General features: G+C 38.3%; 23 protein-coding genes. 15 read left to right on the forward strand and 8 right to left on the reverse strand.

Annotation, left to right across the window (positions count from 1 at the left end; genetic code table 11):
* Positions 1 to 34: 34 nt before the first annotated feature.
* From GQR54_RS08595 to GQR54_RS08620, 7 genes are all read right to left on the reverse strand, one after another.
* Positions 35 to 2,530 (reverse strand): di-heme oxidoredictase family protein, encoded by a 2,496-nt coding sequence (locus GQR54_RS08595; protein ID WP_231609366.1) that lies wholly within the window; start codon positions 2,528 to 2,530, stop codon positions 35 to 37.
* Positions 2,531 to 3,368: 838 nt separating this feature from the next.
* The gene (locus GQR54_RS19715; RefSeq protein WP_277344599.1) at positions 3,369 to 3,494 is read right to left on the reverse strand and encodes a hypothetical protein; all 126 of its coding nucleotides are present in this window, start codon (positions 3,492 to 3,494) and stop codon (positions 3,369 to 3,371) included.
* An 88-nt stretch (positions 3,495 to 3,582) separates the two neighbouring features.
* Positions 3,583 to 4,356: a hypothetical protein gene (locus GQR54_RS08600; protein WP_166377187.1), complete on the reverse strand. Its 774-nt coding sequence runs from the start codon at positions 4,354 to 4,356 to the stop codon at positions 3,583 to 3,585.
* Between the two features lie 165 nt (positions 4,357 to 4,521).
* Entirely contained in the window at positions 4,522 to 5,130 is a 609-nt protein-coding gene (locus GQR54_RS08605; RefSeq protein ID WP_166377189.1) for a PqiC family protein, read from the reverse strand.
* Positions 5,130 to 6,785: an intermembrane transport protein PqiB gene (gene pqiB / locus GQR54_RS08610; RefSeq protein ID WP_007582433.1), complete on the reverse strand. Its 1,656-nt coding sequence runs from the start codon at positions 6,783 to 6,785 to the stop codon at positions 5,130 to 5,132. The genes GQR54_RS08605 and pqiB overlap by 1 nt, the downstream gene beginning before the upstream one ends.
* Positions 6,782 to 7,948: a paraquat-inducible protein A gene (locus GQR54_RS08615; RefSeq protein ID WP_231609365.1), complete on the reverse strand. Its 1,167-nt coding sequence runs from the start codon at positions 7,946 to 7,948 to the stop codon at positions 6,782 to 6,784. The genes pqiB and GQR54_RS08615 overlap by 4 nt, the downstream gene beginning before the upstream one ends.
* Before the next feature lie 181 nt (positions 7,949 to 8,129).
* On the reverse strand, positions 8,130 to 8,945 hold the full coding sequence (locus GQR54_RS08620; protein ID WP_166377191.1) for a thioesterase family protein: 816 nt from the start codon (positions 8,943 to 8,945) through the stop codon (positions 8,130 to 8,132).
* Between the two features lie 242 nt (positions 8,946 to 9,187).
* Between GQR54_RS08620 and dnaK the strand changes: the two genes are divergently transcribed.
* The 12 genes from dnaK (at position 9,188) to GQR54_RS08675 (ending at position 22,449) form a co-directional block, all read left to right on the forward strand.
* A complete protein-coding gene (dnaK, locus tag GQR54_RS08625; RefSeq protein ID WP_024591803.1) occupies positions 9,188 to 11,101 on the forward strand; it encodes a molecular chaperone DnaK in 1,914 nt (637 codons plus the stop codon).
* Positions 11,102 to 11,303: 202 nt separating this feature from the next.
* Complete coding sequence (gene dnaJ, locus GQR54_RS08630) at positions 11,304 to 12,443, forward strand: molecular chaperone DnaJ (RefSeq protein ID WP_010553942.1); 1,140 nt, start codon at positions 11,304 to 11,306, stop codon at positions 12,441 to 12,443.
* A gap of 97 nt (positions 12,444 to 12,540) precedes the next feature.
* Positions 12,541 to 13,002: a Cys-tRNA(Pro) deacylase gene (gene ybaK / locus GQR54_RS08635; RefSeq protein ID WP_166377193.1), complete on the forward strand. Its 462-nt coding sequence runs from the start codon at positions 12,541 to 12,543 to the stop codon at positions 13,000 to 13,002.
* Positions 13,003 to 13,151: 149 nt separating this feature from the next.
* Positions 13,152 to 13,556 (forward strand): DUF1761 domain-containing protein, encoded by a 405-nt coding sequence (locus tag GQR54_RS08640; RefSeq protein ID WP_166377195.1) that lies wholly within the window; start codon positions 13,152 to 13,154, stop codon positions 13,554 to 13,556.
* Positions 13,557 to 13,647: 91 nt separating this feature from the next.
* Complete coding sequence (locus GQR54_RS08645) at positions 13,648 to 14,016, forward strand: response regulator (protein ID WP_010553939.1); 369 nt, start codon at positions 13,648 to 13,650, stop codon at positions 14,014 to 14,016.
* 146 nt (positions 14,017 to 14,162) lie between these two features.
* Positions 14,163 to 14,414: a hypothetical protein gene (locus GQR54_RS08650; RefSeq protein ID WP_165729466.1), complete on the forward strand. Its 252-nt coding sequence runs from the start codon at positions 14,163 to 14,165 to the stop codon at positions 14,412 to 14,414.
* A 203-nt stretch (positions 14,415 to 14,617) separates the two neighbouring features.
* Positions 14,618 to 14,881: a hypothetical protein gene (locus GQR54_RS19575; protein ID WP_166420050.1), complete on the forward strand. Its 264-nt coding sequence runs from the start codon at positions 14,618 to 14,620 to the stop codon at positions 14,879 to 14,881.
* A gap of 190 nt (positions 14,882 to 15,071) precedes the next feature.
* Positions 15,072 to 16,802, forward strand: coding sequence for an ATP-binding protein (locus GQR54_RS08655; protein ID WP_166377197.1), 1,731 nt, complete (start codon positions 15,072 to 15,074; stop codon positions 16,800 to 16,802).
* The gene (locus GQR54_RS08660) at positions 16,795 to 18,159 is read left to right on the forward strand and encodes a sigma-54 dependent transcriptional regulator (RefSeq protein WP_166377199.1); all 1,365 of its coding nucleotides are present in this window, start codon (positions 16,795 to 16,797) and stop codon (positions 18,157 to 18,159) included. The genes GQR54_RS08655 and GQR54_RS08660 overlap by 8 nt, the downstream gene beginning before the upstream one ends.
* A 174-nt stretch (positions 18,160 to 18,333) precedes the next feature.
* Positions 18,334 to 19,290 (forward strand): porin, encoded by a 957-nt coding sequence (locus tag GQR54_RS08665; RefSeq protein WP_166377201.1) that lies wholly within the window; start codon positions 18,334 to 18,336, stop codon positions 19,288 to 19,290.
* A gap of 8 nt (positions 19,291 to 19,298) precedes the next feature.
* Positions 19,299 to 20,774: an SLC13 family permease gene (locus GQR54_RS08670; protein WP_024593159.1), complete on the forward strand. Its 1,476-nt coding sequence runs from the start codon at positions 19,299 to 19,301 to the stop codon at positions 20,772 to 20,774.
* Positions 20,775 to 21,030: 256 nt separating this feature from the next.
* Entirely contained in the window at positions 21,031 to 22,449 is a 1,419-nt protein-coding gene (locus tag GQR54_RS08675; RefSeq protein WP_197193042.1) for a coniferyl aldehyde dehydrogenase, read from the forward strand.
* 145 nt (positions 22,450 to 22,594) lie between these two features.
* Here GQR54_RS08675 and GQR54_RS08680 read toward each other — a convergent pair whose 3' ends face one another.
* The gene (locus GQR54_RS08680) at positions 22,595 to 23,320 is read right to left on the reverse strand and encodes a tetratricopeptide repeat protein (protein WP_166377203.1); all 726 of its coding nucleotides are present in this window, start codon (positions 23,318 to 23,320) and stop codon (positions 22,595 to 22,597) included.
* Between the two features lie 687 nt (positions 23,321 to 24,007).
* On the opposite strand from GQR54_RS08680, the gene GQR54_RS08685 reads away from it, so the two are divergent.
* The 3 genes from GQR54_RS08685 (at position 24,008) to GQR54_RS08695 (ending at position 26,572) form a co-directional block, all read left to right on the forward strand.
* The gene (locus tag GQR54_RS08685; protein WP_166377205.1) at positions 24,008 to 24,871 is read left to right on the forward strand and encodes a DUF6279 family lipoprotein; all 864 of its coding nucleotides are present in this window, start codon (positions 24,008 to 24,010) and stop codon (positions 24,869 to 24,871) included.
* A gap of 85 nt (positions 24,872 to 24,956) precedes the next feature.
* Positions 24,957 to 25,985, forward strand: a complete 1,029-nt coding sequence (locus GQR54_RS08690) for an XdhC/CoxI family protein (RefSeq protein WP_166377207.1) — start codon at positions 24,957 to 24,959, stop codon at positions 25,983 to 25,985.
* Positions 25,979 to 26,572: a nucleotidyltransferase family protein gene (locus GQR54_RS08695; protein ID WP_010553929.1), complete on the forward strand. Its 594-nt coding sequence runs from the start codon at positions 25,979 to 25,981 to the stop codon at positions 26,570 to 26,572. Before GQR54_RS08690 ends, GQR54_RS08695 begins: the two co-directional genes overlap by 7 nt.
* Positions 26,573 to 26,620: the final 48 nt, after the last annotated feature.

Below are 26,620 nucleotides of genomic sequence, written 5' to 3' on the forward strand. Positions count from 1 at the left end.
AGTCAAAGTTAATAGCGATAGTTAATAACTCATTTTAAAGTGAGTTTAAAAATGTTAACAATGCTAATTGTTCTGATGAAGTGATGCTTTCATAGGCAATACGCGCATTTTCAGCCTCGCCGCCATGCCACATAATTGCTTCATTTATAGAACGCGCTCGTCCATCATGTAAATAGTTAGCGTCAGGTTTACACACATCATCACCCTGATAACCGGTAGGGTTAGTAACACCACCGGTTACGCAGGCTGATAGACCAAGACCCCAAAGAGGTGCTGTTCGCCACTCTGCGCCCGTTGCATTGCCAGCGCCTAAGTTATCAGCTAAACCTTCGCCCATATCATGCAATAATAGATCACTAAACGGGCGAATAGTTTGGTTTCGTAATTCGGCTAATGGTGCAAACTCACTGGTTTTCATTGTGCTGCGATGACAACTTTCACACCCAATCTCATTAAATATGGTTTCGCCTAGAATAACATTATCGTTATCAAGGTCGCGTTGTGCACGAACACCTAACAAAGAAATATATTTAACTAAATTATTTAAATTTTCATCGGACAGCTCACTACCCAATTCATTTCCACAGGTTGTTTGATTAGGGCCACAATCAGGTGTTGGCTTTACCGATGTCATTACTCCCATGTCAGTATTTAATGCACCAGCAACTTGATGTTTAATAGACGTTGCATTGCCCTTGTAGCCAAAACGACCTAAACGCGTTTCACCAGTAAGTGGGTCTATTGATAATCGCGCTTTACCCGAAATACCATTTCCATCAAGGTCATCTTGATCTTCTCGTTCTAATATAGTTGCTTCGCTGACAGCCCCAAGCAAACCTAAACCGACTAACTGAGGTGCTAATCGAGCAGAAAAACGTGCGGGTCTACCACTAGAAAATTCATAATTAGGAGAGCGCAGACCATTATTTTCAGTCCATGAGGCAATTGTGACTGTACCTTCACCTAATGCAGAGTTAATACCAATATTACTAGGCTGTAATACATAGCCTCTCAAAGGATCTGGTTGAGAATCTGCATCAGCGATTGCAAATACCCACTTATCTAAAGGAACACCGGTATCAGCTACTGAAGCTCGGCCATTGCGTTCATGGCAACCAGAACAAGATGTATTAACATAATGCGTACCAGCTTTACCTACAAGCTCAGTGAAAATGCCATTTTCAACACTTTCGTCGTGCCCACCCGTGGTAAAATTAGTGTGGTGAATTCGTCGACCTTGTACAAATACTTGACCGTTTACGTTTGATAAATTGGTAGCCATTTGCATAAAGTGGTTATCAGGTTCGTTAGTGTAGTTATAAGGTAAAGTGGTACCGCCACCTAGGCGACCATTTTGGGCAATTGGATATGAATCTTCACGTTCAGAACTCTCGTCATCAAAGTTACCAACGGTTTTCCAAGGGGCTAAACCTTCACCAACAATATATAAATAAGTTGTACCGTAGTAATTCGTACGACCTTCAGGGACTGATACATCTAAAAACTGGCTCACTTCAAACTCCATACGTTGGCCAACGTCTAGAGGCATAACATTAGATGGAGACCAATTTAATGGGCGATAATCATTAATAACTAATGTATATCGATATTGATTACCGGTATCGCTTATTTTATTAAAATCATGATCATAACTACCATTATCTAATTCAATCACTCGACCGCCAAGGTTACCATGGTATTCTGCAACGGTATTTAAACCTCGATACCAAGCTCTAAATTCTTTGGCGTCTAATTTCCACTCTGTGATAAAAGTAATTTCAATTGAATCGCCGCCCTTAGCAACATAATCAACAAATTCGAATTGTGCGGTACGGTGTGTCCAATAATGCGATAAATAGTGATCGTAAGCTTGAAATTGATCCTCTTTTGCATGGCGATCCCGTCCCCTGTCTGCAAAGCGAGTAACAAGTGCATCACCACGGTCAAAAGAAATAGCATGCTCAAGTACTGTTGAATTGTTATATAACGGGACAATACTGCCTAAGTCAGCTTCTTCTTCATTATCATTAGGCTCAATTATACAACCGACTGCATCAACAACTACGTTAGTTGCTGTGTTAGGGCATAGATCTTCGGTGTCATTAACACCATCATTATCTGAATCTGTACTATCAACAACAGCATTAAAAATATAGGTACTCCAAGGTGAGTCTTTTGCTGCTCCACTCTCATCTAAATAAGTATATGAGTACTTAATAATGTCGCCATTGCTCAAGCCCGTTAGTGTTCTGGTATTACGTGAGCCATTTATAATCATGCGAGCATTATGTTGATTATCGCTGTTTAAAATATAATGTACATCAGCCCAGTCAGATGTATTTACAAAAAATGTAATACTCGTTTGTGAGCTTATTTCAATACCAAACTGTTCATTAGCAACAACATTAGTATTTGCACTTAAGGTATTAAAAATACCTTTATTTAATTGATTATTAACCGTTGCATGTACTTGTGTGATTGAACACAAAGTAATACTAATAGCACAGCCAAGCAGTGTGCTTTTTTTCATATTATTTTCCTTAAAAAATATCCAATTACTAAGGGATTAACCTCAATTTTTACTACATCTACCGCTTTTATCTTTTATAAAACAGATAATTAAACGTGATATATAAATGATTTAAAGCTGTTAAATAGTAAGTAGAGTTGCGCAGGTTTTAGGGTTTTATGGCGTTGATTTTTTACTCGCTAAAAACAAATTAAGAATTAAAGAATCATTTACCAACTGCTCAATACCTTTACTCCTTACTATTAAGTTCCTTGCTTTTCGATAATTTATGCCTTGTTATCGACACCGTTTTATTACCTCAAAATAGACCTCTAAATTAAGCGAATTGCTATTAAACTAGCATGCATTAATTACATTCGTGTATATAAATACACAACTCAAAAGAATGAATGCAAAACGCATTGTACCTAAAACGGGGTTTGCAAGGTATCGGTAAATAGTGTGGGGAATGTGTCAGGATTAGGTTTGTGTTTAAATTTAGAAGAGGTATGTATTTAATTAAAAATACTTTGATATTTGAATTCAAAAAAATAATATTAAATTTAAAGTTGGTTGCACAATTACGAATGGGGTTTTAGTGAGGTTTTAAGGTATGTTGGAAATGATATTTGAATCTATATACGGTAGTCAGGTTTAGTAAATATTAGCGAATGTTATGAAATTTTATCGATGTAATATATTTGGAATATACAGCAAATTATGAAAGGGCTCTAACATCTTTCGCGCTCGTTTTTCGCTCAGTATAGAAGACCTTCGACCTTTTTATGAGACATTATGCCTTCACATTTATAACTACAGTTACAACGAGTAACACTATAACTGTAGTTAGTGCTTTTATTTAATCACTTTGTTCTTGTACTTTTTTGTCTTTTAACGAATAAAGAAAAAATGGCACTAAAATGACCGGCAAAAAAAACAAAATAGAGAATATGCTACCCGATAATATTCCTTGTATTTTTACCATTAGGCTACCACTCAAATATAATGATAAAGGAAAAATGACCAGTCCAAATACGATGTAATAACGCGTAAACATTGTGCCTATTTTGTCTTTAGTTTTTCTTTTGGAATTTGTTAAGGCTAATCGAATACCTAAAAATGGGTAAAACATTACATTCCAAGCAATAAAGATACCTAAGCCGAAAGGAAGATCCTTTGTAAGTATAAGCAGATGAGCAAGGATGAAGTAGGTTGCAAATACAATGAACAAACCACCTAAGTACTGAAAAAAAACCATTAACTTCAAGCGTTGGTTTGTTTTTGCTAAAACCTAATATTACGTCGTAACAAATACGATAAAACATAGAAAAGCAGATAACCAACACGAGTGAGTTAATAAGCATAATACCGCTCATAAAAATTTTATGTTGTTCAAGAGAAAGTGCTCTAGATATAGTTAAATGTTGTAATTTTGAACCTATATCTCCATAGGCAAGTTCGTAAAATTGACTCAAATTACTAAAGAGATAATCGAAATTAATGCTCGTTCCGAAGTGAAAATCTTGAATTGTAAACGTAAAAGTAAAAAGGAAAGGAAGGGAGACTGTAACCCAAATAGCTAAGAGTGTTCTAAAAAAAACAGACCTTGTTAAAAACATTAACGGTATGCACCAGAAAGGGCTAGTAATAAAATATAAAGGTTCTATTAAAGGAATATCAAGAAAGAAAAACTTTGCAGCAATAAAAAAGCTATATGCAGCGGCCAATAAAACAAGCCCGCCAACCCCAGCACTAATCATCTTCCTTTGACTTACAACATGAGCTCGTTCATCATTTCCCATTTGCATTAATTCTAAGTCGGTATAAGCGACCTCAACTTCTTTCATTTATAATTCCGTTTTAAGTTATTGAAAAAAGGCAACTTACATGCTTTTAAAATAATAATATATTATGAAGGGATTCATTTTTATTAATTTTAATGACCCCTCATTCTTCTTTTTTAGCTAACTAACAAGTGCTTCTTTAGTGGAAAGCAATGAATAAGATCAAAACTAAAGTCTTGCTTGTTCTATTTCTTTAGCGACATTTAGGTTGATGTTTAGCCATATTTTTTCAAGTGCCGAAACTAAACCGTCATAACCATCATCATCAATAGGTACTACGTTTGAAAAGTTATGAATACTAATTAAACGTCGCCCGGTTTCTGGGTGAGTGTAATATAAGCGCCAAAGCCCCGAGATATCAGCATTACCTTTTAGGTCACCATTAAAATGGTGTATTTCATATTCAAGTTCATAAAATGTTTGTTGATCGAGTTCAGTAATGACCGGTAAGCCCTTTATTACCATCCAATTTGGCATAGCATTAAAAAGAGTTTGCTGGGCTGTTGCAGTGAGCATTACATCCGGCGATTCGCCCCACAAGTTGTAATTAGCAGCATGTATTTGGTTGCTATCTATTTTCATAGCAATACCTAAATTATTTAAAGCACCTCTAAGTACAACTGTTTGTATTCTTAATTGTGCGTCTGTGTCTGTCACATTTCGAGATGATGCACCAATAGGCTGCTCAAACTGATAATACTGTGTGGCAGTTTGTATCGATGAACTACAACCTGCCAATAGTAATAATAAACTTGCAGTTAAAAATAACGATTTCATTATTGCTTCCTTGGTTTTGGATCTGCTGGTAATGATTTATCAAAAATTAGCATATTAGGTTGCTCGTTTAATCCGCGAGTTAGAGGCTGTAGGCCCTCACTTAAACGTTTAAACTCTTTTAATGTTTGCTGTATTTGATGATGAAGTTCAGAACCTGCTTGGTAACTGGCCATGGTTTTATCAAATTGGCGCATAGTTACTTCAAACTGCTCCATACTTTTTGTCATCTTTTCGAAATTACGATTAAAGTCACCTGGTAAGTTTTGTGTATCTTTTTGGCTTAGTAGCTCTCGCATTTCATTAGCAAGCGCTCGGTAATCGGTAAATGTGGCTTGCATTTGTTCTAAGCTATCTTCAACTTTTAAGTTATTTACTTTATTAAGTACGTCAGAGACTTGGTCTGCTAATACGGTTATGCCGCTAGAAATACTCGGAAAAACATCATATTGCACAAGTTTACCTAGGTGCGCTTGCGGTGCATCTGGGTATATATCAAAATCAACGTACACTGCACCCGTTAATAAATTACCAGGCTTTAACGAGGCGCGCATACCACTTTCAATCCAGCCTTTTAAACTACCTTGCCAATACTCTTTAGCTGAGGCACTGTCGTGATACAAGCGTCCGTATTCTACTTTTATAAGTACTGGAACCGCCGTATTATGGTTTCTAAAGTGGGCAGGTTTACCGTCAATAATTACATTGGCAGGGGTTTCAACAACAGTACCTACACGCATACCTCTATATTCGACAGGAGCACCTGTGCGTAGCCCTCGAACTGATTGTTCAAATTCAATGAGGTAGTAATCAAAATCGTAAAAGCGCTCTTCTAGCGCTTCTTTATAGCTTTGGCTTAACGAAAAGCTATGCCCATCTTGTGCTATTTCACCCGGGGCCTGTTGTTCAGGTAAGCCAACCGAAATGCCGCCTTTTAAAAGTTTACTTAAAGAGCCCGTATTAATATTGATGCCATCGGCAGATAGGTCAATTTCAATCCCTGCGTTCACCCAAAAAATAGAGTTCATGGTGATGAGATTTTGATAAGGTTCTTTAATAAATACGCCGTACTTCATTGCCTGGTTTTCCCAATCAAAAGTGGCGGTTTCTATTTGACCTATTTTGTAATTTTTGAAAAATATACCGGTACTCACATCAAGCACTTCAGCGTTGTAACTCATTAATTTAAAACGGCCACCTTTCACATCTTTACCAATGAGGGCGGGTTCGTCTTGTAATTTAAAACGCTCTTTTAGCTCTTTACTTTCACCGGGTGAAAACTCTAAATATACACCAGACAATAGCGTACTCATTCCGCTAATACCCGTTTCATCAATGCGTGGTTTTACAACCCAAATTTTGGCATCATCAGTTAATAAGTTATTGTAGTTTTTGTCTATTTGCGCACGGGCAATAACGCTGTCTTGGGTGTCTGATAGTCGAACATGATCAATTTGACCTATTTTTACACTGCGCACTTTTATTTCAGTTTTACCTGCAATAATGCCCTCAGCTTGTGGCATTTCGATAAAAATTGTAGGGCCTTTATTAGCTTGGTATTGGTATAACATCCACATGCCCACTAACAGCGCAATTGCCGGAATGATCCAGATAGCGGAAATTTTCGGTTCTTTTGTTATTTCGGCAGTTTCGGTCATGCTTTGTTCTCTGATTTTTTGTTTTTAGGGGAATCCCACAACAAGCGTGGGTCAAAGGCATGGGCAGCCATCATTTGGCATATTACCATAACTGTAAAAAATACAATGCCTAATCCTGGTGTTACTGACATTAAATTACCCAGTTGAACTAAGGCAACTAAAATAGCAACCACGAATACATCTATCATCGACCATTTTCCAATAAATTCAGTCAGTTGATAAATTCGCGTGTAACTTTTTGTATGTCTATTGGCAGGCCTTGTTACCATAAAGCATAAAAAGCTCAGTACAAATGCTTTAGCGAGTGGGACAACAACACTGGCTAAAAATATAATCGTTGCAATAGGGTACGAGCCACTTTTCCATAGCGTGATTACACCGCCAATTAAAGTCGAGGGCGATTCGTCTCCTAAGCTGGTGGTGTGCATAATTGGTAAAATGTTCGCTGGAATATAGCAAACAACAGAGGTTATTAGCCAAGCTGCCGCTTTTTGCACGCTGTAAGGATTTCTAACGTGTGTTTTTGTATGACAACGCTGGCAAATATTACCGGTACATAGTTGATGGCACACATGGCAGGCTTTAATATTTTCATCTATTGCACGTTTAGCATGCTCTGCGCCTTCGAGTACTTTTACAGGCTTTATTTGAGCCCATAAGCGTGGGCGATTTAAGTGAACAAGCGCGGCTATGTATAAAATAACAAACCCCACATAAGCCCAAAAACTCGTGCCAAAGCTAATATCAGCCAGCGACATGATTTTAACCATACTAACAAGTACGCCAATTAAAAATATTTCCGACATAATCCAGGGCTCTAACGCAAGGGTGAACTTTAGTAGTCGCCTTGCTATGCCCTCTGGTAATGTTTTTAAAAGCCCAAGATGCAAAGGAATTAAAATAAGAAGCAAACCCATAGGCAGAGCAATAATGCTCAAATCAATAAATAAGCCAAGCAGTTCACTATCGTAATTAAATAAAATTCGAGCCGCGTCGGGCAGAGTAATAGTTTGAGTAATACCACTACTGCTAAAAGAAATAAAAGGGTAAAACATACTGCTCAGCAGCATTAATAGTGCGCTAAAGCTTAGTGCAACTATACGACTATCGTGATTAACATCGGCTTCGCAAAGTTTATGGTGGCATTGTGGGCATATCGCCATTTGTTTTGCGATTATGCGAGGTATATCTATGATCAGATCGCAGCAGGGGCATACAGTTTGCAATTTAATACCAAGCATGAAGAATATTTCTCCAATTTTGCAATATTTAATGCATTAATACAACGCGAACAACTAATAAGCATTTAATGGCTAAACAATTTAATATTGTTTGGCCATACTTTTAGTCAAATAACGCCACTGTTTGACGTGTAAGCGCTATTAGCTCACCCGACTGCGACCATATACAGCCATCTTCTAAACCGTAACCATCTTTTGAATGATGAGTGATTGCTTCAAAGCCAAGCCATTCTCCAGGAGTTAAATTTGGCTCTTGTACAAACTCTAAATACCACGACATACTACTTGCCGGCGCAGGTTGTTTGAACATTTGTAAAAGTGTTGGCGGCCATGCATCGGTAAGTGCAATCACATGGGCTTCAGTTATTTGCTCGGGTGTATGTTTAAACCGCATCCAGCCACCTAAGTGAGAAGTTTCTGCACTACTAAATGGCATAGCACCTTGTTGGGGGCATAAATCAACATGTTGGAAAAATTCAGGCATCTGACCTTTTATAAAAGGTAATGTATGGCGCTTATCTACTGGCTTTAAACCCAAAGATTTTGAAACAGGTACATTAATACCTGACTCTCTACTTTTAGCAAAACACGCTTGTACAATTACGCACACTTGTTCATTTTGAATCGCTTTGGCGAGTACCTGTGTGCTACTTTTACCTTGGCGTAGTATTTCAACCGACAACGAAAAAGGAGTATCGGCAAGTAAAGGCCCTACAAAATTAGTACTGAGTGAAAGTAAGCGACGATCACCCGTTACCTTGCCTCTGATTGCTTGATATAACAGCGCAGCCGAAAGCCCACCAAAAGCAGTTCTGCCTTGGCACCAGTTTTCTGGGAATTGCATTGTGTTAGTTGATTGTTCGGTATTGTCTAAATTTCCAATTTTTGAAGCTTGGAGAAGTAATTGTTCAAAATGCATAGAAGATGTCCTTTTATAGTGCGATTTAATAAATTTATAACACAATCAAACTGGTCAGACTAGTAATTAAAAGCGACTCCTGCGGCGTAAAAATCACCATTCCTTACAATTATTAGGGTTATTTTGTAAATAAATCATAAAAAATGAATTTTTTTTCATTTTTACAGTTGAAATAAGTTTGGCGCATCCCTATTTACTATGTCATCGAACGTATTAACGAATATTGAAGTTGGAGAAGTTTCATGGGTAAAATTATTGGAATCGATTTAGGTACTACAAACTCTTGTGTTGCAGTACTTGATGGTGGCAAAGCACGTGTTATTGAAAATGCGGAAGGCGATCGCACAACCCCGTCTATTATTGCTTATACGCAAGACGGTGAAACATTAGTAGGTCAATCTGCTAAACGTCAAGCGGTTACTAACCCGACAAACACATTATTTGCAATTAAGCGTTTAATTGGTCGTCGTTTTGAAGACGAAGAAGTACAACGCGATATCGGCATCATGCCGTTTAAAATTGTTAAAGCCGACAACGGTGATGCATGGGTAGAAGCGGGCGGCGAAAAACGCGCTGCACCACAAATTTCTGCTGAAGTACTGAAAAAAATGAAGAAAACAGCTGAAGACTTCTTAGGTGAAGAAGTAACTGAAGCCGTAATCACAGTACCTGCATACTTTAACGATTCACAACGTCAAGCTACGAAAGATGCTGGTCGTATTGCGGGTCTTGAAGTTAAACGTATTATCAATGAGCCAACTGCTGCGGCACTTGCTTACGGTATGGATAAAAACCGTGGCGAAAACGTAGTTGCAGTATATGACTTAGGTGGCGGTACTTTCGATTTATCAATCATTGAGATTGATGAAGTTGAAGGCGAGCACACTTTTGAAGTACTTGCTACAAACGGCGACACTCACTTAGGTGGTGAAGATTTCGATAACCGCGTAATCAACTACTTAGTAGCTGAATTCAAGAAAGATCAAGGCTTAGACCTTAAAAATGATCCACTTGCAATGCAACGTGTTAAAGAAGCTGCTGAAAAAGCAAAAATTGAACTTTCATCTGCACAGTCTACAGAAGTAAACCTTCCGTATGTAACTGCTGATGCATCGGGTCCTAAGCACATGAACGTGAAACTAACACGTGCTAAGCTTGAGTCACTAGTTGAAGATTTAGTAACTAAAACAATTGAGCCACTTAAACGTGCACTTGCTGATGCTGATTTATCAGTAAGCGACATCAACGACATTATTCTTGTTGGTGGTCAAACACGTATGCCTTTAGTACAAAAAATCGTTGCAGAGTTCTTCGGTAAAGAGCCTCGTAAAGATGTTAACCCTGATGAAGCAGTAGCCGTAGGCGCAGCGATTCAAGGTGGTGTACTTGCTGGTGATGTTAAAGATGTACTATTACTAGACGTTTCTCCATTATCTCTAGGTATTGAGACAATGGGTTCAGTAATGACTGCATTGATTGAGAAAAACACAACGATTCCTACTAAGAAATCGCAAACGTTCTCAACAGCTGAAGATAATCAATCTGCTGTAACAATCCATGTACTTCAAGGTGAGCGTAAACGTTCAAGCGACAATAAATCTCTAGGTCAATTTAACCTAGAAGGTATTCGTCCAGCACAACGTGGTACACCACAAATCGAAGTAACATTTGATGTTGATGCCGATGGTATCTTACATGTATCTGCGAAAGATAAAGATACAGGTAAAGAGCAAAAAATTACGATTCAAGCATCTTCAGGCTTAAGCGATGACGAAATTGAAGCGATGGTTCGTGATGCAGAAGCACATGCTGAAGACGATAAAAAGTTTGAAGAACTTGTAGCTGCTCGTAACCAAGCTGACGCTTTAGTTCACGGTACACGTAAGCAAGTAGAAGAAGCTGGCGATGCATTACCAAACGAAGACAAAGAAGCAATTGAAGCTGCTGTTGTAGATTTAGAAGCTGCAATTAAGAGCGACAATAAAGAAGAGATTGAAGCTAAAACTCAAGCTCTTGCTGAAAAGTCTCAAAAACTGATGGAAATTGCTCAAGCGAAAGCACAGCAAGGTTCAGCAGACGCAGGCGAGCAACAGTCAACTAAGCAAGATGATGACGTTGTTGATGCAGAGTTCGAAGAAGTGAAAGACGACAAGTAATTGTTGCTAACGCTTCTCGCTAACCAAAAGTACTTAACTCAGTTAGGCGCTTAGGTTAGGATGAACAATTGAGGCGCGCGAGCAATAGCTTGTCGCGCCTTTTGCATGTATTCAAGGTTTAAAAATTCAATGATAAATCGATGCGATTTATCGATTTATCCTGCAGCTTACGCTGCAAACAGAAAAGAGTAGTGTGATAGATATGTCAAAACGCGATTATTACGAAGTCCTCGGCGTAAGCAAAGATGCGAGTGAGCGAGACATAAAAAAAGCGTATAAACGCTTAGCGATGAAATATCATCCAGATCGTACCGCAGGCGATAAAGATCTCGAAATAAAATTTAAAGAAGTTAAAGAAGCGTACGAAATACTAACCGATGATCAAAAACGTCAAATGTATGACCAACATGGTCACGCAGCCTTCGAGCAAGGTGGCGGTGGTGGTCACGGTGGTTTTGGTGGCGGACATGGCGACTTTGGTGATGTATTTGGCGATGTATTTGGCGATATTTTTGGTGGCGGCGGTGGTCGACGTCAATCTCGTCAACAACGTGGATCTGATTTACGTTACAACATGGACTTAAGCTTAGAAGAAGCTGTTCGTGGTAAAGAAGTTGAAATTAAAGTACCTACATGGGTTGGTTGTGAGCCATGTGATGGCAGTGGTGCTAAAGCGGGTTCTAAGCCTAAAACATGTACTACATGTCATGGTGCTGGCCAGGTGCAAATGCGCCAAGGTTTCTTTGCTGTTCAGCAAACGTGTCCAACGTGTCAGGGACAAGGTCAAATTATTTCAGACCCTTGTAACAGTTGTCATGGACAAGGCCGCGTAGAAAAAACTAAAACGCTTTCAGTTAAAATTCCAGCGGGCGTAGATACAGGCGACCGTATTCGCTTAACGGGTGAAGGCGAAGCCGGAATGCATGGCGCGCCGTCGGGCGACTTGTACGTGCAAGTATCGGTTCGTGAACATGAAATATTTGTACGTGAAGCGAATAATTTATATTGTGAAGTACCAATTAGCTTTACTACCGCAGGCCTTGGTGGCGAAATTCAGGTTCCAACACTTGATGGTCGTGCAAAACTTAAAATACCGTCTGAAACTCAAACGGGCAAAATGTTCCGTATGCGTGGCAAAGGTGTTAAGTCTGTACGCAGTGGTGCACAAGGCGATCTAATTTGTAAAGTGGTAATCGAAACGCCAGTTAATCTTAACGAGCGTCAACGTGAACTACTTCAAGAGTTAGATGAAAGCATGGGCACAGATAGCTCTAAAAACCGTCCTAAAGAGCAAGGCTTTTTTGACGGTGTTAAAAAGTTTTTTGATGATTTAACTAAATAAATTTAAATTATTATGAACCCAAAAACGACGCTTTTAGCGTCGTTTTTTTTGCTTTAAACTTAATTTTTGTTACTGTGAATAAAAAAGATGAAACAGCATGACACCAGCAATAGATCTACTTAAAAAGCAAAAAAAAACCTTTGAAGTACTCAGTTATGAGCACGATAAGAGTAATAGCCACTACGGGCTTGAAGCCGTTGAAAAGTTAAATTTAGACAGTGCACAAGTATTTAAAACCTTAGTACTTGAAACACATGAAGGGCAACTGATTGTTGCTGTTACGCCTGTATCTCAACAAGTTAATTTAAAACAGTTAGCTAAACTATGTGGTGCTAAAAAAGTAATTATGGCTGCCCCACAAAAAGTACAAGTTAGTACTGGTTATATTTTAGGAGGGGTGAGTCCGCTTGGACAAAAAAAACGTCTAGCTACGTTTATTCATAGCAGTGCTTCTCTCTTTGACACTATTTATGTGAGCGCCGGAAAAAGAGGCTTAGAAATAGCACTCTCGCCAACTGATTTAGCCTTATTGACCAATGCAAAATTTGGCGATTTATAAATTTTATTTTTATAATTACCTTCTATACAAAAAATTAATTCAAGTTAAGGCATTTGCTCAATATCCTATTTATAACTACATTGGGAGTATCTTTATACCGTGAGTGTTTATTCACAACGGTATTACACATTTTGTATACGGCTGTTTGTATGAACCTTTTAGATGTTGATTACTTTGCGGTACTAGTCGCTGCACTATCTTCTTTTATGCTTGGCGGTATATGGTATTCAAAAGCTCTCTTTAAAAATGCATGGCTAGAAAGTATTGGCTTAACTGATCTGGATTTACAATCGGCTAACCCTAAGTTGATATTTGGTGGCAGTTTTTTTTTAGTTTTTATAGCGGCTTTAATGCTATCTCTTTTTTTAGGTAAGGATGCAAGCGTAGGTGAAAGTATAGGAACCGGCTTTGTGATCGGCTTTTTTTGGATCAGTAGTTCATTTGGATTGAGTTATATATTTGAGCAACGCCCTCTAAAGCTTTTTTTAATTAACGGGGGGTACCATATTTTACAATTTTCGTTGATGGGGCTCATTTTAGGGGTATGGCCGTAAGATTTAAATAATCAGCAAATCCAAATTTGATCCTTATCTACGAGTAGAGTAGTTTTATATAATCCCATTATACAATTTGGTAAAGAAACTAATGAAAATATTAGTTGTTGATGATATGCCACTCATGCGACACGTATTAATTAATATGCTTAGAAAACTAGAGTATAGCAATATCGTTGAAGCAACTGATGGATTGCAAGCTTTGGTATTTCTGCGCAACCAGCATTTCGATTTGGTTATTACTGACCTTCATATGCCAAAAATGGATGGAGTTAGTTTACTTACTAACATTCGAAAAGATAAAGAACTCGCTGATATTCCCGTTTTAATGGTTACTTGTGAAGACAGTACAGATAAAGTTAAGCAAGTTATTGCAGCTAAAGTATCAGGATTTATAGTCAAACCTTTTAATATGAATGTATTGTCATCTCAGTTAAATCGCTTCTTTTTTAAAGATTAGGATGTGTTTATTTTATAAAGGTTATATGTAATGGGCCTTTATAGATTAAGTCTGCCGTATCTAAATTCTAAGTCAGAGGTGGTAACCTTTACCCATCTAAACTGATATAATTGCTAATTACTCTTTATATAATACCGCAGGACGTAATGGCAAAACCCAACAAAAAAGGCCCTACTAAAACGGTTGATATTTTTTGCTCTGCTTGTAAAGCCTCTTTATTTAAATATCGAAAAGGGGGAAAAGGAACATTAATTAAGTGCTTTAAAGAGCGTATTAGCCAAGACTTTACAACAGAGGCTTGTATTTGCCCTAACTGTAGCCGGCCATTTGCCCGAGAAGCGATTATTCGCGGTGCGCCTGCCTATAAAATAATTGGTGGTAAAGTAACCTTTAAATAAGCTGTGTGAAGTAATACCAACCCACAATAATACTTAATTAAGCGAATTAGTATAAAGGCTTTTGTATGCGGACATATGGCCTTGTTAGAATTTACCATATTGATAGAATCGCCCGGTTTGCTGTTTCAATGAATGAAAAAATACCCTCCCCATGGATCGGGCCAGTTTTTTGGGTTATTTAAAAATGCATAAAGGATAGTTTCGTGATAGCACTCTTATTTGACATCATAGGTATGACAGGCACTTTTTTAGTAGTTGGTTCATTTTTTTTGTTGCAACTAGGTAAAACGTCTCCAGCCAGCCTAACGTATAATATGATGAATTTAACAGGGGCGATTTTATTGTTAATTAGCCTTTGCTATAACTTTAATTTAGCGAGCTTTGTGATTGAAATATTTTGGATAGCCGCGTCATTAATCGGTTTATACAAATACCTAAAAAACAGATCAACTTTAGCTACAAATTAATAACGTATTAGTTTTGTTCTACATTTTAAACACTGCAAACATAACTGTTTGCGGTGTTTTTTGCTTTTAGGATTAAATTTAGTTTACAAGGGTAATTAAATGCTTTTGTTAACAAAAATTTTATATCGCTGGATCATATAAGTCGTTACACTACCGGCCTTAAATTCTTTAGGCTATTTTCGGGCAGGCCATGTTTTCGTTTTCTAAAAGAATAATTGCAGTAGGTTTATTATTGATATTAATTTTAGTTGTAACATTCTGGGTAGGCCGTGCTCATGATATTGATAAAGCAACTGTGCAAGCACAGGGTCAAGTCACTCAATTAAATAATTATATTGATACTGAGTTAGTTCGTTTTTCTGCTATCCCACAACTGCTTACTTATAATCTGTTAATGATTGATTTTGTAAGTGGTGAGCACCAACACTACAACGCTATTAATAATTATTTAGCCGACATCCAACAGGCAAGTGGGTCCTCTGATATATTCGTACTTAATACGCAAGGTGAAGTAACCGCAAGTAGCAATTGGCAAGTCGATAACACCTTCTTAGGTAGTAACTTTGCATTTAGACCTTATTTTAAACGTGCTTTTGCAGGCGAAAAAGTGGCATATTTTGCCTTAGGTATGCGTTCAAAAGAGCGAGGGATTTACTTTTCACAAGCTATCTACCATGAAAAGAAAGCCGTAGGTGTTGTGGTTTTAAAGGTGAATGTGAGTAAATTTGAAAATGATAGAGAGCTTTTAAACACATCAATGGCGAGTCATTTTTACTTGCAGCTTGCTGATGACGTTATTGCTATGTCGGATGTGCAAGCCTGGCGTTTAAATAGTTTTCGTAAGTTTGATATAACACAGCGCCGTAACATCAAATTACGTAGAGCGTATTTAGATCACCAACCTACTTATATTGAGCAATTTCAATATACTAGTGAAGGTGTAATGCATTATAAAATAGACAATAAGCTGTATGTTAGCGCAGCCAAACCATTGCGTTATTTTAGCGCAAATATGTATGTGCTTGTTGATGTAACCTCTGTAAATCCGGCTCAATTACCTCGGTTATTTTGGGCAAGCATCATTTACGGTTTAGTAACTATTATAGGATATAGCTTACTGGCTCGTTTTGCTGGCTATAAAAAACTTTTATATTCAAGACATAGCCTTGAGGCAAAAGTAATTGAGCGAACTCAAGAGCTTGAAAAAGCACAAGTAGCGTTAGTGCAATCTGCTAAGCTGGCCACAATAGGGCAGCTAAGTGCAGGAATCAACCACGAAATAAACCAGCCGCTCAGTGCTATTAATACTTATTTAGCTTCGGCAAAGCGTTTATTAGCTAAAGGAAATACTTCAGCACTTGGTGAAAGCTTAGTAGTGATTGAGGGATTAGTTAATCGAGTGCACCAAATTGTAGGTCAGTTAAAGCATTTTAGTAAACCTTCAAAAATGCAGCTCAGACCTTACCCTCTTGCAGGGCTTGTTAATAACGCATTAATGATTTCTAGCGCGCAGTTAAAGCAAGATAACGTACAAGTAGAGCCACCTCAGTTTGATGAAACAGTCGTTGTGTGGGTCGATTCGCTTAAATTTGAACAAGTACTCGTTAATTTAATTACTAATGCTAGCCAAGCTATGAATGGCGCAATTATTCGTAACTTAAGTTTTCAGCTGGAGTGTTTTGAAGAGCGAGTAAAACTGTCGATTTTAGATACTGGCTCTGGTATTGAGCAACATGCATTTGGTAATTTATTTGAACCTTTTTATAGTACTAAATCAAGTAAAGGTTTAGGCCTTGGTTTATCTATATCAAAACAAATAATAGATTCGTTTAATGGTTGTTTGAGCGCGCACAATCGAGTTGAAGGCGGGGCTGAATTTATAATTAGCCTCTCTAACAGGCAGGAAAATAAAGATGATTGATAGCTCCCCATGTAATCACATAATAGTCATTGATGATGAAGCAATGATCAGAGACTCTTTAAAGCAATTGCTCACTCTCGAAGGATACGCCGTTGAGTGCTTTAATGACGCAAGTACCGCTCTTAGCAAACTCAATAGGCGCTTTGCTGGAGTTGTGCTGAGCGATATAAATATGCCGAACATGGATGGCTTAACGCTTTTAGAGCAAATAACGGCTTTTGATAGTGAGCTCCCTGTAATATTTTTAACTGGTTACGCTGATGTATCGATAGCAGTTAAAGCGATGCAATTAGGTGCGTATGATTTATTTGAAAAACCAGTTAACGAACATCTTCTTGATTGCATAGCACGAGCGTGCGACAAACGAAGCCTTGTTATGGAGAACCGCGCATTAAAAGTGGCTGTACAGAAAACCTCAGCCCCAGGTGTACGCATACTAGGTGACACACCTAAAATGCAACACATGATGCACTTATTAAACACAATTATAGATACCCCAACCGATGTAATGATTGAAGGTGAAACTGGCACAGGTAAAGAACTTGTAGCGCGGTATCTACACGATCAGAGTAATCGCTCTAGCTGTAATTTTGTTGCTATTAATTGTGGCGCAGTACCAGAGCAGTTAATAGAAAGCGAATTGTTTGGTGCAGCAAGTGGTGCCTATACAGGGGCTACTCAAAGTCGAAAAGGTAAGTTTGAATATGCACAAGGTGGTACGGTCTTTTTAGATGAAATAGAAAGCACTCCAATGGCACTGCAAATTAAGTTATTACGCGTATTAGAAGAGCGAAAAGTAACACCTGTAGGCGATAACAAAGCAATTGATTTAGACATCAGAATTGTTGCAGCTACAAAAGTAGACTTACTTGCGTTAGTTGAAAAGGGTGATTTTAGAGCTGATTTATACTACAGACTTAGTTTGGTTAACGTTAATATTCCGCCATTACGAGAGCGAAAAGCTGACATATTACTTTTGTTTAAACACTTTAGCTCTATTGCTGCAACTCGCTATCATAAGCCGCCGGCGGCAGTAAATTACGAAATACAACAGCGGTTAGTTGCCTATGACTGGCCGGGCAATGTGAGAGAGCTAAGAAATCAAGCAGAGCGAGCTGTATTACTTGGTGCCGAACTTGCCTTTGCTGAAGTTAAAACACAACAATTAGGTGGCTTATCTCCCGATTTAAGTTTATCTGAAAAAGTCTCTTTTTATGAGCAGTCACTTATTGAGTACGCGCTTGAGCAAAACCACGGCAGTATTAAAAATACCATGGAAACACTGCAAATTGCTCGTAAAACACTTTACGATAAAATGAGTAAATACAATCTTAATAGAGATATGTTTACTGACTAAATGTGTGGGTTTGGTGACAAGACCCACTTTCTTATGTGTGGTAATTCACACGTTTTTATTTAAATCAAACGATTTGCTTTAGTAAGTTATTGAAATATATTGCTTTTATAAACTTGGCAGTAAAGTTGCGTTATAAGCGCTACAACAAGTAGATTCTAATAATTAGGGCACACGATGACAAAAACTACACACACCTGTATTTTATTTCTATCCTATGGTTGCTTAGCTACATTTTCACACACATCTTTTGCTGCAGAGTACGCTGTATACGGTAAAGCTGAAGTACAAATTGCCAGTACTGATACGGGCATAATGCGTTATGCCGAAGAGGGTACTCAAATTGAAGCGCCATACTCGCGTATTGGTATTAAGGGCGATCATAAACTTAACGAATATTTAAGTGCTGTTTTTAAATATGAGGTACAAGTTAAAGGTTTTGAAGAAGATGATACGCAAGAACCTTTCACAGCACGTAATACTTACTTAGGTTTAAAAGGCGCGTTTGGTGAAGTTGTTGTAGGTCGTAACGACACTCGTTTTAAATATTCTGAAGGTAAACTCGATAACTTTAACGAAACTCAAGCCGATATGGCACAGGTTATAGCAGGCCAAGATCGCCTCGGTGATACTATAACTTACACCTCAAACTATTGGCATAATACGCAGTTTTCATTTACCTACGCTCCTAAAGACGATAATAAAGATAATGAAGCAGGTTTTGCTGCTACGCTTATTTATGGTGATCGTAATTTAAAAAGTACTTCATATTACTTATCGTTAAGCCATGTTGATTCACTTAATAATATTACTGCAAGTAGAATTGCCGGTGTTTATAAGTTCGAACAATTACAACTTGGTGCGCTGTACCAGCATTCAGAATCAGTAGATGGCAGTAAGTCGGGCAATGGTTACGTATTAAGTGCCAGTTATACACTTGATAAGTGGGTGCCAAAAATTCAATTTGCAAAGGATGACTCAACTCTTCGTCAAGCATCTGAGGCAACGCAATGGAGTACAGGCCTTGATTATGTATTTGATAAGCAAACTACAGCTTATCTTTTATATACCGATCTTAATTTAGAAGAACAAGACGACAGCAGTGTTGCGCTTGGTCTTAAATATAAATTTTAGGAAAAGTAATGACTCAACAAATTTTAAAAAACAATTCTCCTAAAAAACAGAGTATGCAATGGTTTTGGCTATTACTGGGCCCAAGCGTTATGTTGCTTACCTGTCTAGTAAACCCACCTGAGGGTATGTCGGTTGCTGCATTTAAAACAGCAGGCTTAGCATTTTGGATGGCATCGTGGTGGGTAAGTGAAGTAGTGCCAATTCCAGCAACAGCTTTGCTTCCTTTGGTAATATCACCACTTGCTGATATAGAAGCCATAAAAAGTGTGGCTGCACCGTATGCGCACCCGCTAATATTTTTATTTTTAGGCGGATTTTTAATCTCTATCGCTATGGAGCGATGGGGGTTACATAAACGTATAGCGCTTAGCACCATGTTATATGCGGGTAAAAAGCCAAGTTTGCAAATTTTAGCAATGATGCTTGTAACTGCATTTTTGTCGATGTGGATGTCTAATACCGCAACAGCCGTAATGATGCTACCTATTGCACTTTCAATTACCAATTTGGTTAAGCAATCAGACCCAAGTAATGAAGGGTTTGGCAAAGCATTGCTACTATCAATTGCTTATGGTGCAAGCATTGGTGGTATTGCTACTTTAATTGGTACACCGCCTAATGCATTAATGGCTGCATACCTATCTGACAGTTACCAAATTGAAATAGGCTTTGCTCAGTGGATGATTGTAGGCGTACCACTGTCTTTAAGTATGCTTATTATTAGTTGGGTTTGGCTTACCAAATTTGCGTATAAAGTAGATGCTAATGTTAAAAACGATCAAAAAATTGATACAAAAGCGGTGTTTTCAACGCAGCTAAAAAGCCTAGGTATAATGCAACGTGCCGAAAAAGGCGTGTTATTTGTGTTTGTTTTAGCAGCACTGTGTTGGATATTTAGACCTATACTTGGCGACATAACAGGGCTTAAAATTTCTGATACGGGTATTGCGATTGCCGCTGCATTATTACTATTTGTTTTGCCTGCAAACAAAGGCAGTGACGAACGTATTCTTGATTGGGAAAGCGCAGCTAAAGTGCCGTGGGGCGTTTTATTATTATTTGGTGGCGGGCTTACACTTGCATCTCAAATTAAGTCATCAGGGCTTGCTGAATTTATTGCTCACCTAATTGAAGGCGCTAGTGCCATTCCACTTGTTATGAGTGTACTTGTTGTTGTGGCATTAATTACATTTTTAACTGAGATCACTAGCAATACAGCGACTGCAGCTGGCTTTCTTCCTTTGTTAGGACCCGTTGCAGAGTCTATAACAGGTTCGCCTTTAGTTTGGGTTATTCCTGCAGCTATAGCGTGTAGTTGTGCGTTCATGATGCCGGTAGCGACACCACCAAACGCTATTGTGTTTGGCTCAGGGCAAATTCAAATGCGCGACATGATAAGAGCCGGCTTTGTGCTAAATATTGTCGCCATTGTATTAATTACGCTAGTGACAATGACTATCGCAGCGCAAGTATTTGGCTTTTAAAACTGTACTAAATTAGTTCCAACCAACCTATATCAGAGTAGTTTTGTTTAAAGTTATAACTTAAAGCAAAGCTACTCTTTATATCCAATCTATTTCAGTTAAATTCACGCCATTAGTGTTCAAAAGAGTTGCTTAGGGTAGATTTACCCTTAAAAACTCAAGTTATATATTACGCTTTCAAGCAAATTAGTGTTATTGCTCGAAAAACAGAACAAGGTTATAGTCTGCGGTAACTTTAAAAATTGAGTAATCTATTTTGAGCACCGACACATCACAGGCAATGCCTTTAATTCCTCAATTTGATGAATTGCAAAAAAGCTTTCTCGAAACACCTTACTTGCCAATTGATAAACGTCTCGTTTTATTAAAAAAACTCCGTGTACGTATTGTTGAACTTGAGCAAGAGCTAGTGGATGCTGCTTCAAAAGACTTTGGTTACAGAACCGCTTTCGATACTCTACTTGGCGATATATTACCTACGGTTCAAACACTCGCGCACATTATCAAAAAGCTACCAAAATGGGCAAAGCCAAGTAATCGCTCTGTGGGTTTAAGCTTGTGGCCTTCAAAAGTAAGTGTTAATTACCAACCTAAAGGTGTGGTTGGTATTATTGCACCGTGGAATTACCCTATTCAGTTAGCGTTAGTACCTGTGCTTACCGCCATAGCTGCTGGTAATAGAGTTATGCTCAAATTAAGCGAGTTTACACCTCACACAAACGCCGTTATCGAAAAAATATTTAAAGACGACATGCAAGCGCATTGCAAAATAATACAAGGCGGTAGCGACGTAGCCGCGCAGTTTTCATCACTGCCATTTGCTCATTTATTATTTACGGGGTCATCGGCCGTTGGTAAATTAGTAATGGCGTCAGCGAGTCGTAATTTAACGCCGGTAACGCTTGAGCTCGGTGGTAAATCGCCAGTTATTATTACGCAAAATGCCGATATTAAAAAAGCGGCACAAGCTTTACTGTTTGGAAAAATGGCCAACGCAGGGCAAATATGTGTAGCACCCGATTACGTATTTGTACCCAAAGCGCTTGAGCATCAGCTGGTTCAGCAATTATGTGAGCTGTATAAAAAGCATTTTAAAGACGGTGTTGAAGGTAAAAACTTAACTTCTATTATTAGCGATGCACACTATAAACGTTTAGCAACCTACTTAGAGCAAGCCCAAGAGCTTGGCGCAAACATTATTAAGCCACTTGAGCAAAACCAGCAAGATGAGCAAAAACATCGTATGGGGCTGCACTTAGTGACTCAAGTTACTGACGAAATGCAGCTTATGCAAGATGAGCTATTTGGCCCAATACTACCAATAATGAGTTATGACAAGCTCGACAGCGCAATTGACTATATTAAAGCCCATCACCACCCGTTAGCGCTTTATATTTTAGGGCAAGATAAGCACGCTCAAGAATATATTATGAAGCAAACAATCAGTGGCACTGTGGCGATAAACGATACGTTAGTGCAAGTAACTGCTGACGATGCCCCTTTCGGTGGTGTAGGGCATTCAGGAATGGGGCATTATCATAGCATAGAAGGGTTTTTAACGTTTAGCCATGCTAAAAACACGTTAGTATCGGGCTCGTTTAATCCTCGTATTGTTATGCTGCTAAAACAAAGCAAACTTCTTATTAAGCTACTAAAGTGGCTTTACATAAAATAAGAGTATGTTGATTTTGTAAAGTTGAATAGATTTTGAACTTGCTAAATCAAGATATTAAAAAGGCTGAATTACGTTATGTAATTCAGCCTTTTTAGATTAGTTTCAAACTAAGGTTAAGGTCTTAAACTCTTAAGAGTCTTAAACTTTAAAATAAGCGACCTTCGCCAGCATAAGTACCCACTTGTATTTTTGCATAAATGGCATCGGCTTTTTCTTTAGCTTCTTCAATTTCTTTAGGCAGCATTTTACGCTCATCAAGTTTGCGGCTATGACTCGCTTGCATATTGCCGTTGTACTCAGCGATAGTATTCCAAATGTATGACTTTACTAAATCTTTTGGCATACCTAGCCCTTCAAAATACATGAGGGCTAAATTGAATTGTGCTAAAGAGTAATTGTTTGCAGCTGCTTTTTCGTACCAGTTGCGTGCCGCTTCATAATCTCGCGTAACGCCCACGCCATTGGAATACATTACACCTAAATTAAACTGAGCCGCAGGCAGGTTTTTATTGGCTGCTTTTTCAAATAAGGTAACAGCCATTTGGTGATCAAGCTTTACGCCTTTACCTTCGTCGTATAAAACAGCTAACGCAAACATTGAATCCGGATGGTTCTTTTTAACGCCTTGTTGATAAAGCGCAGCTGCCTTGCGGTAATCGCGTGTTACACCGTATCCACCTTCGTATAATTTAGCTAGTTCGTAAATTCCTGGCGCAAAACCTTTATCGGCAAGGTATTGAAATTCTTTTAGGGCGACTGCAAATTCACCTTCGTTAGCTGCTCTTATGCCATCTTCTAATGTTGCATGAGCGAAAGGGCTGGCAAGTAAAACGCCAGCAAGAACGAGTGCTTTCAAATTAAACTGTGACATATTAATGTCTCCAATTAGTAATAGTTACGATAGGTTTTAGGGCCAGTATATCTTGCCGCGATTAAATAGCGCCTAAATAGAACAAGTTTTAATCCCGACAGGTAAACAGACTTTAGTTAAATGCTAAATTATTAAATTTTTGCACTATTTGCGCATTTTAAACGTTTAATACTCAATGCATTTAAGTAGAGACTAAATCGGTTATTATAAATAGATGCAAAAAAGGGTGTCTACTGTTATGTTTTACGCCAGCTTTAGCGCAAACGCAAGGCGATACCTTATCAGATCGTGCGTATAAAATGTAAATAACAGCGCGGTGGACTTTTAAGGTAAGTAAACGAGTTTAAGAAGTGTAAGATACAGATTTTATAGAAAATTTAAAGAAATAAAAAAAGCCCGTTAGGGCTTTTTTGAGTCATATTAACCGTCACTAATATGAGCAATGTAGCAAGTAAATATGATATTTGATGTTATTACTTGGGTCGAGTAAGTAATAACACGAAGCGGCACGCTCTTCTTTTAATGTGTCAGCATCCTTGCTGAATATTCTTCCGTAGGCACTGAGGTCGTTACACTGTGTTTGTGCGAACGATTATCAGTTAGATCTAAATGCAAGTCAATACTTAAATGATAATTATTATCAAATGAGTTTTGAGCTTCGCCACAATATAAATAATAGAGAAAGTTATGCTTAATAATTTCAAAGCAAAAAAACTAAAACAGATATGCCTTGCTGTAAGTATGTTGTTTTTATGTAGTTGTTCGGCATCTTTTACTTACAATAATTTGAGTTGGCTTTCATCGTTTTGGGTTGACGATTATGTTGATTTAAATAAAAAGCAAAATACACAGCTAAAAAACATAATTACAACAACACAAAATTGGCACCGAACTACCCAGTTACCCGCCTACAGACAAGACATACAAAATATAAAAGTATTGTTTAACCAAACATTGGAGGCTAAACAATTAAAAACACAGGTTGTGCTTGCAAAACAACATTGGCAGAACCTACTTGGATACGCAAAGCTGCCTTTAGCTGAGCTTGGGGCAACCTTATCAAGTGAGCAAAGAGGTGAGCTTTTAAACAATATCCAAATAAAAATTAACGACGAACGCGAAGAGTTTAACGAACAAACCCCGCTTGAGCGAAAAAGTGAGCGTTTAGAAGAGCAATTTGAATACTACGAGCAGTGGATAGGCAAGCTTAATAAACAACAAAAAGCGCTGATTAAATCGACTAATGAGCAACATCAAGACTCAGGAGCGCTGTGGTTAGAGTACAAGCAAAACCGTTTGAATGCAGCCAAACAGGTATTTACAAATGCTGAAATTACAAAAAAAGAATTTATAAATCAGTTAAGTACGGTTATTGAAGAGCGCGAACTTTATATGAGCAACGCGCTATTGAAAAGCAATGAAGTAAACTTAAATTTATATATAAATTTACTCTACAAATTAAACCTAACTCTAAATGATAAACAACGCCAAAGTGTTAATGATCAATTTGATGAGTTAATTGAGACCTTAAACGATATAATAGAAAACTAAATTGTGCGTGAATTATTAAGTTTTAAATTAGCTGTTTAGGCTGGTTTGTTTTTAAACGCAAAAAATGCTTTTTAAAGGGCAATATATGGTTACAGATTTGAAAAGTATCTTAAACACTTGGCATCTCAATAGGGACAACCAAGAATGGGTTTTAGCTACTTTGTACAAAATTGAAGGCTCTAGCTACAGAAAACTAGGGGCTATGATGCTTATTTCGAGCCTAGGCGAGCGCTTGGGGATGCTTTCGGGTGGCTGTTTAGAAGCTGACATACAGCGCCACGCTAAACAAGTAATGAGTACTTTAACCAGTAAAACCATCAGTTATGATGCTACCGACGAAGACGATTTAACATTTCAACTTGGCATTGGTTGTGGGGGCATAGTACACATTTTATTGCAGCCCATCCACAAGGCTAATGACTATTTACAGTTAGAGCTTGTATCTAAAGCACTTAATGAGAATAAACCAGGGCGATACCTTCAACAAGTAAGCCCCATTTTGCCAGCCGGTAGTGGTGTATTTACGCAAAATGATGAGTTACATGGTTTATCAATGAACCGCAAAGCGCAGTTGGTAGAATTACAAGGCGCTACGTGCTTGCAAACTTCTATTTATCCGCCTCCTCATTTATTAATAGTGGGTGGTGGGGCCGATGCAGTTCCGGTTTATACATTTGCCAAACAACTTGGTTGGAGTGTAACTGTATGGGATACACGTGCTGCCAATGCAAAAAGGCAATATTTTAAAAATGCTGATGCTATTTTGCGCATCACACCGAGTGAGTTAAAAGAATATTGCATAACTAATAAAGTAGATGCTGCTATTTTAATGGCTCACAGCGTTGAGCTCGACGCGAATACGTTGGCTCAATTTAAAGATGTTCCGTTTAAATACATAGGGTTATTGGGTCCTAAGCACAGACGTGAACAAGTTTTAGAGCACGCAAATACGCGTGTTTCACAAATAAAGTCTCCTGTTTTTGGGCCTGTCGGTTTAAATTTAGGCGGCGACTCGCCAGAGAGTATTGCACTATCGCTGATCAGTGAAATACATGCAGTGCTGTGTGACAAAAACGCCCAATCGCTAAGCCATTGGGGGCAAGAGGCGTGCTAATTGCAAAAGTTGTTTTAGCCGCAGGTCAATCATCTCGCTTTAACGGCTGTAAATTAACGGCTGATATCGGGTTTGGCAAAACAATGATTGAGCATGCAGTAAATACACTTCAAGCACTTGATGACACGCCGGTGTATGTAGTTACCGGGGCATGGCATAAAGAAGTATCACAAGCACTGGCAGGTTATAAAAACATAGAGCTCATTGAGAACAAGCAATGGAGCCAAGGTTTAGGTAATTCAATCGCGATAGCTTCTCAAACAGTGTTTAAAAATAAGTCCTTTGATGGGGTTTTATTTATGCTCGCGGATCAGGTTGAGCTAAAAGTAGCGCACTTAAGTGAGCTAGTTACTGGTTTTACACGTAATCCATCGCGCTGGTGCGCAAACTATGGTGAGCGTTTAGGCGTACCCGCTATATTCCCAGCAGTTGATTTATCTCAGCTTACAAGCTTAACTTCAGATAGAGGTGCACAGCAATTACTGCGCTCCAGCAGTGAGGTCGTCAATACAATTAGTTTACATAGTGCGAGTTTAGACATAGATACTCAAAAGCAGCTAAGTAATTTTATAGCTAAAAATGAGTGAAAAAGTAGTAGTAGGGCGAAATAAGTTTTAGCTGCGCTAACGCTTTAG

Origin of the sequence: Pseudoalteromonas sp. Z9A4 (assembly GCF_011378845.1) — a bacterium.
Lineage (GTDB): Bacteria > Pseudomonadota > Gammaproteobacteria > Enterobacterales > Alteromonadaceae > Pseudoalteromonas > Pseudoalteromonas arctica.

What these genes read in the sequence shown, in the direction of transcription:
- GQR54_RS08595 (WP_231609366.1), bottom strand. Translation starts at nt 2,530, where the DNA reads ATGAAAAAAAGCACACTGCTTGGCTGTGCTATTAGTATTACTTTGTGT.
- GQR54_RS19715 (WP_277344599.1), bottom strand. Translation starts at nt 3,494, where the DNA reads ATGGTAAAAATACAAGGAATATTATCGGGTAGCATATTCTCTATTTTG.
- GQR54_RS08600 (WP_166377187.1), bottom strand. Translation starts at nt 4,356, where the DNA reads ATGAAAGAAGTTGAGGTCGCTTATACCGACTTAGAATTAATGCAAATG.
- GQR54_RS08605 (WP_166377189.1), bottom strand. Translation starts at nt 5,130, where the DNA reads ATGAAATCGTTATTTTTAACTGCAAGTTTATTATTACTATTGGCAGGT.
- pqiB (WP_007582433.1), bottom strand. Translation starts at nt 6,785, where the DNA reads ATGACCGAAACTGCCGAAATAACAAAAGAACCGAAAATTTCCGCTATC.
- GQR54_RS08615 (WP_231609365.1), bottom strand. Translation starts at nt 7,948, where the DNA reads ATGGCGATATGCCCACAATGCCACCATAAACTTTGCGAAGCCGATGTT.
- GQR54_RS08620 (WP_166377191.1), bottom strand. Translation starts at nt 8,945, where the DNA reads ATGCATTTTGAACAATTACTTCTCCAAGCTTCAAAAATTGGAAATTTA.
- dnaK (WP_024591803.1), top strand. Translation starts at nt 9,188, where the DNA reads ATGGGTAAAATTATTGGAATCGATTTAGGTACTACAAACTCTTGTGTT.
- dnaJ (WP_010553942.1), top strand. Translation starts at nt 11,304, where the DNA reads ATGTCAAAACGCGATTATTACGAAGTCCTCGGCGTAAGCAAAGATGCG.
- ybaK (WP_166377193.1), top strand. Translation starts at nt 12,541, where the DNA reads ATGACACCAGCAATAGATCTACTTAAAAAGCAAAAAAAAACCTTTGAA.
- GQR54_RS08640 (WP_166377195.1), top strand. Translation starts at nt 13,152, where the DNA reads ATGAACCTTTTAGATGTTGATTACTTTGCGGTACTAGTCGCTGCACTA.
- GQR54_RS08645 (WP_010553939.1), top strand. Translation starts at nt 13,648, where the DNA reads ATGAAAATATTAGTTGTTGATGATATGCCACTCATGCGACACGTATTA.
- GQR54_RS08650 (WP_165729466.1), top strand. Translation starts at nt 14,163, where the DNA reads ATGGCAAAACCCAACAAAAAAGGCCCTACTAAAACGGTTGATATTTTT.
- GQR54_RS08655 (WP_166377197.1), top strand. Translation starts at nt 15,072, where the DNA reads ATGTTTTCGTTTTCTAAAAGAATAATTGCAGTAGGTTTATTATTGATA.
- GQR54_RS08660 (WP_166377199.1), top strand. Translation starts at nt 16,795, where the DNA reads ATGATTGATAGCTCCCCATGTAATCACATAATAGTCATTGATGATGAA.
- GQR54_RS08665 (WP_166377201.1), top strand. Translation starts at nt 18,334, where the DNA reads ATGACAAAAACTACACACACCTGTATTTTATTTCTATCCTATGGTTGC.
- GQR54_RS08670 (WP_024593159.1), top strand. Translation starts at nt 19,299, where the DNA reads ATGACTCAACAAATTTTAAAAAACAATTCTCCTAAAAAACAGAGTATG.
- GQR54_RS08680 (WP_166377203.1), bottom strand. Translation starts at nt 23,320, where the DNA reads ATGTCACAGTTTAATTTGAAAGCACTCGTTCTTGCTGGCGTTTTACTT.
- GQR54_RS08685 (WP_166377205.1), top strand. Translation starts at nt 24,008, where the DNA reads ATGCTTAATAATTTCAAAGCAAAAAAACTAAAACAGATATGCCTTGCT.
- GQR54_RS08690 (WP_166377207.1), top strand. Translation starts at nt 24,957, where the DNA reads ATGGTTACAGATTTGAAAAGTATCTTAAACACTTGGCATCTCAATAGG.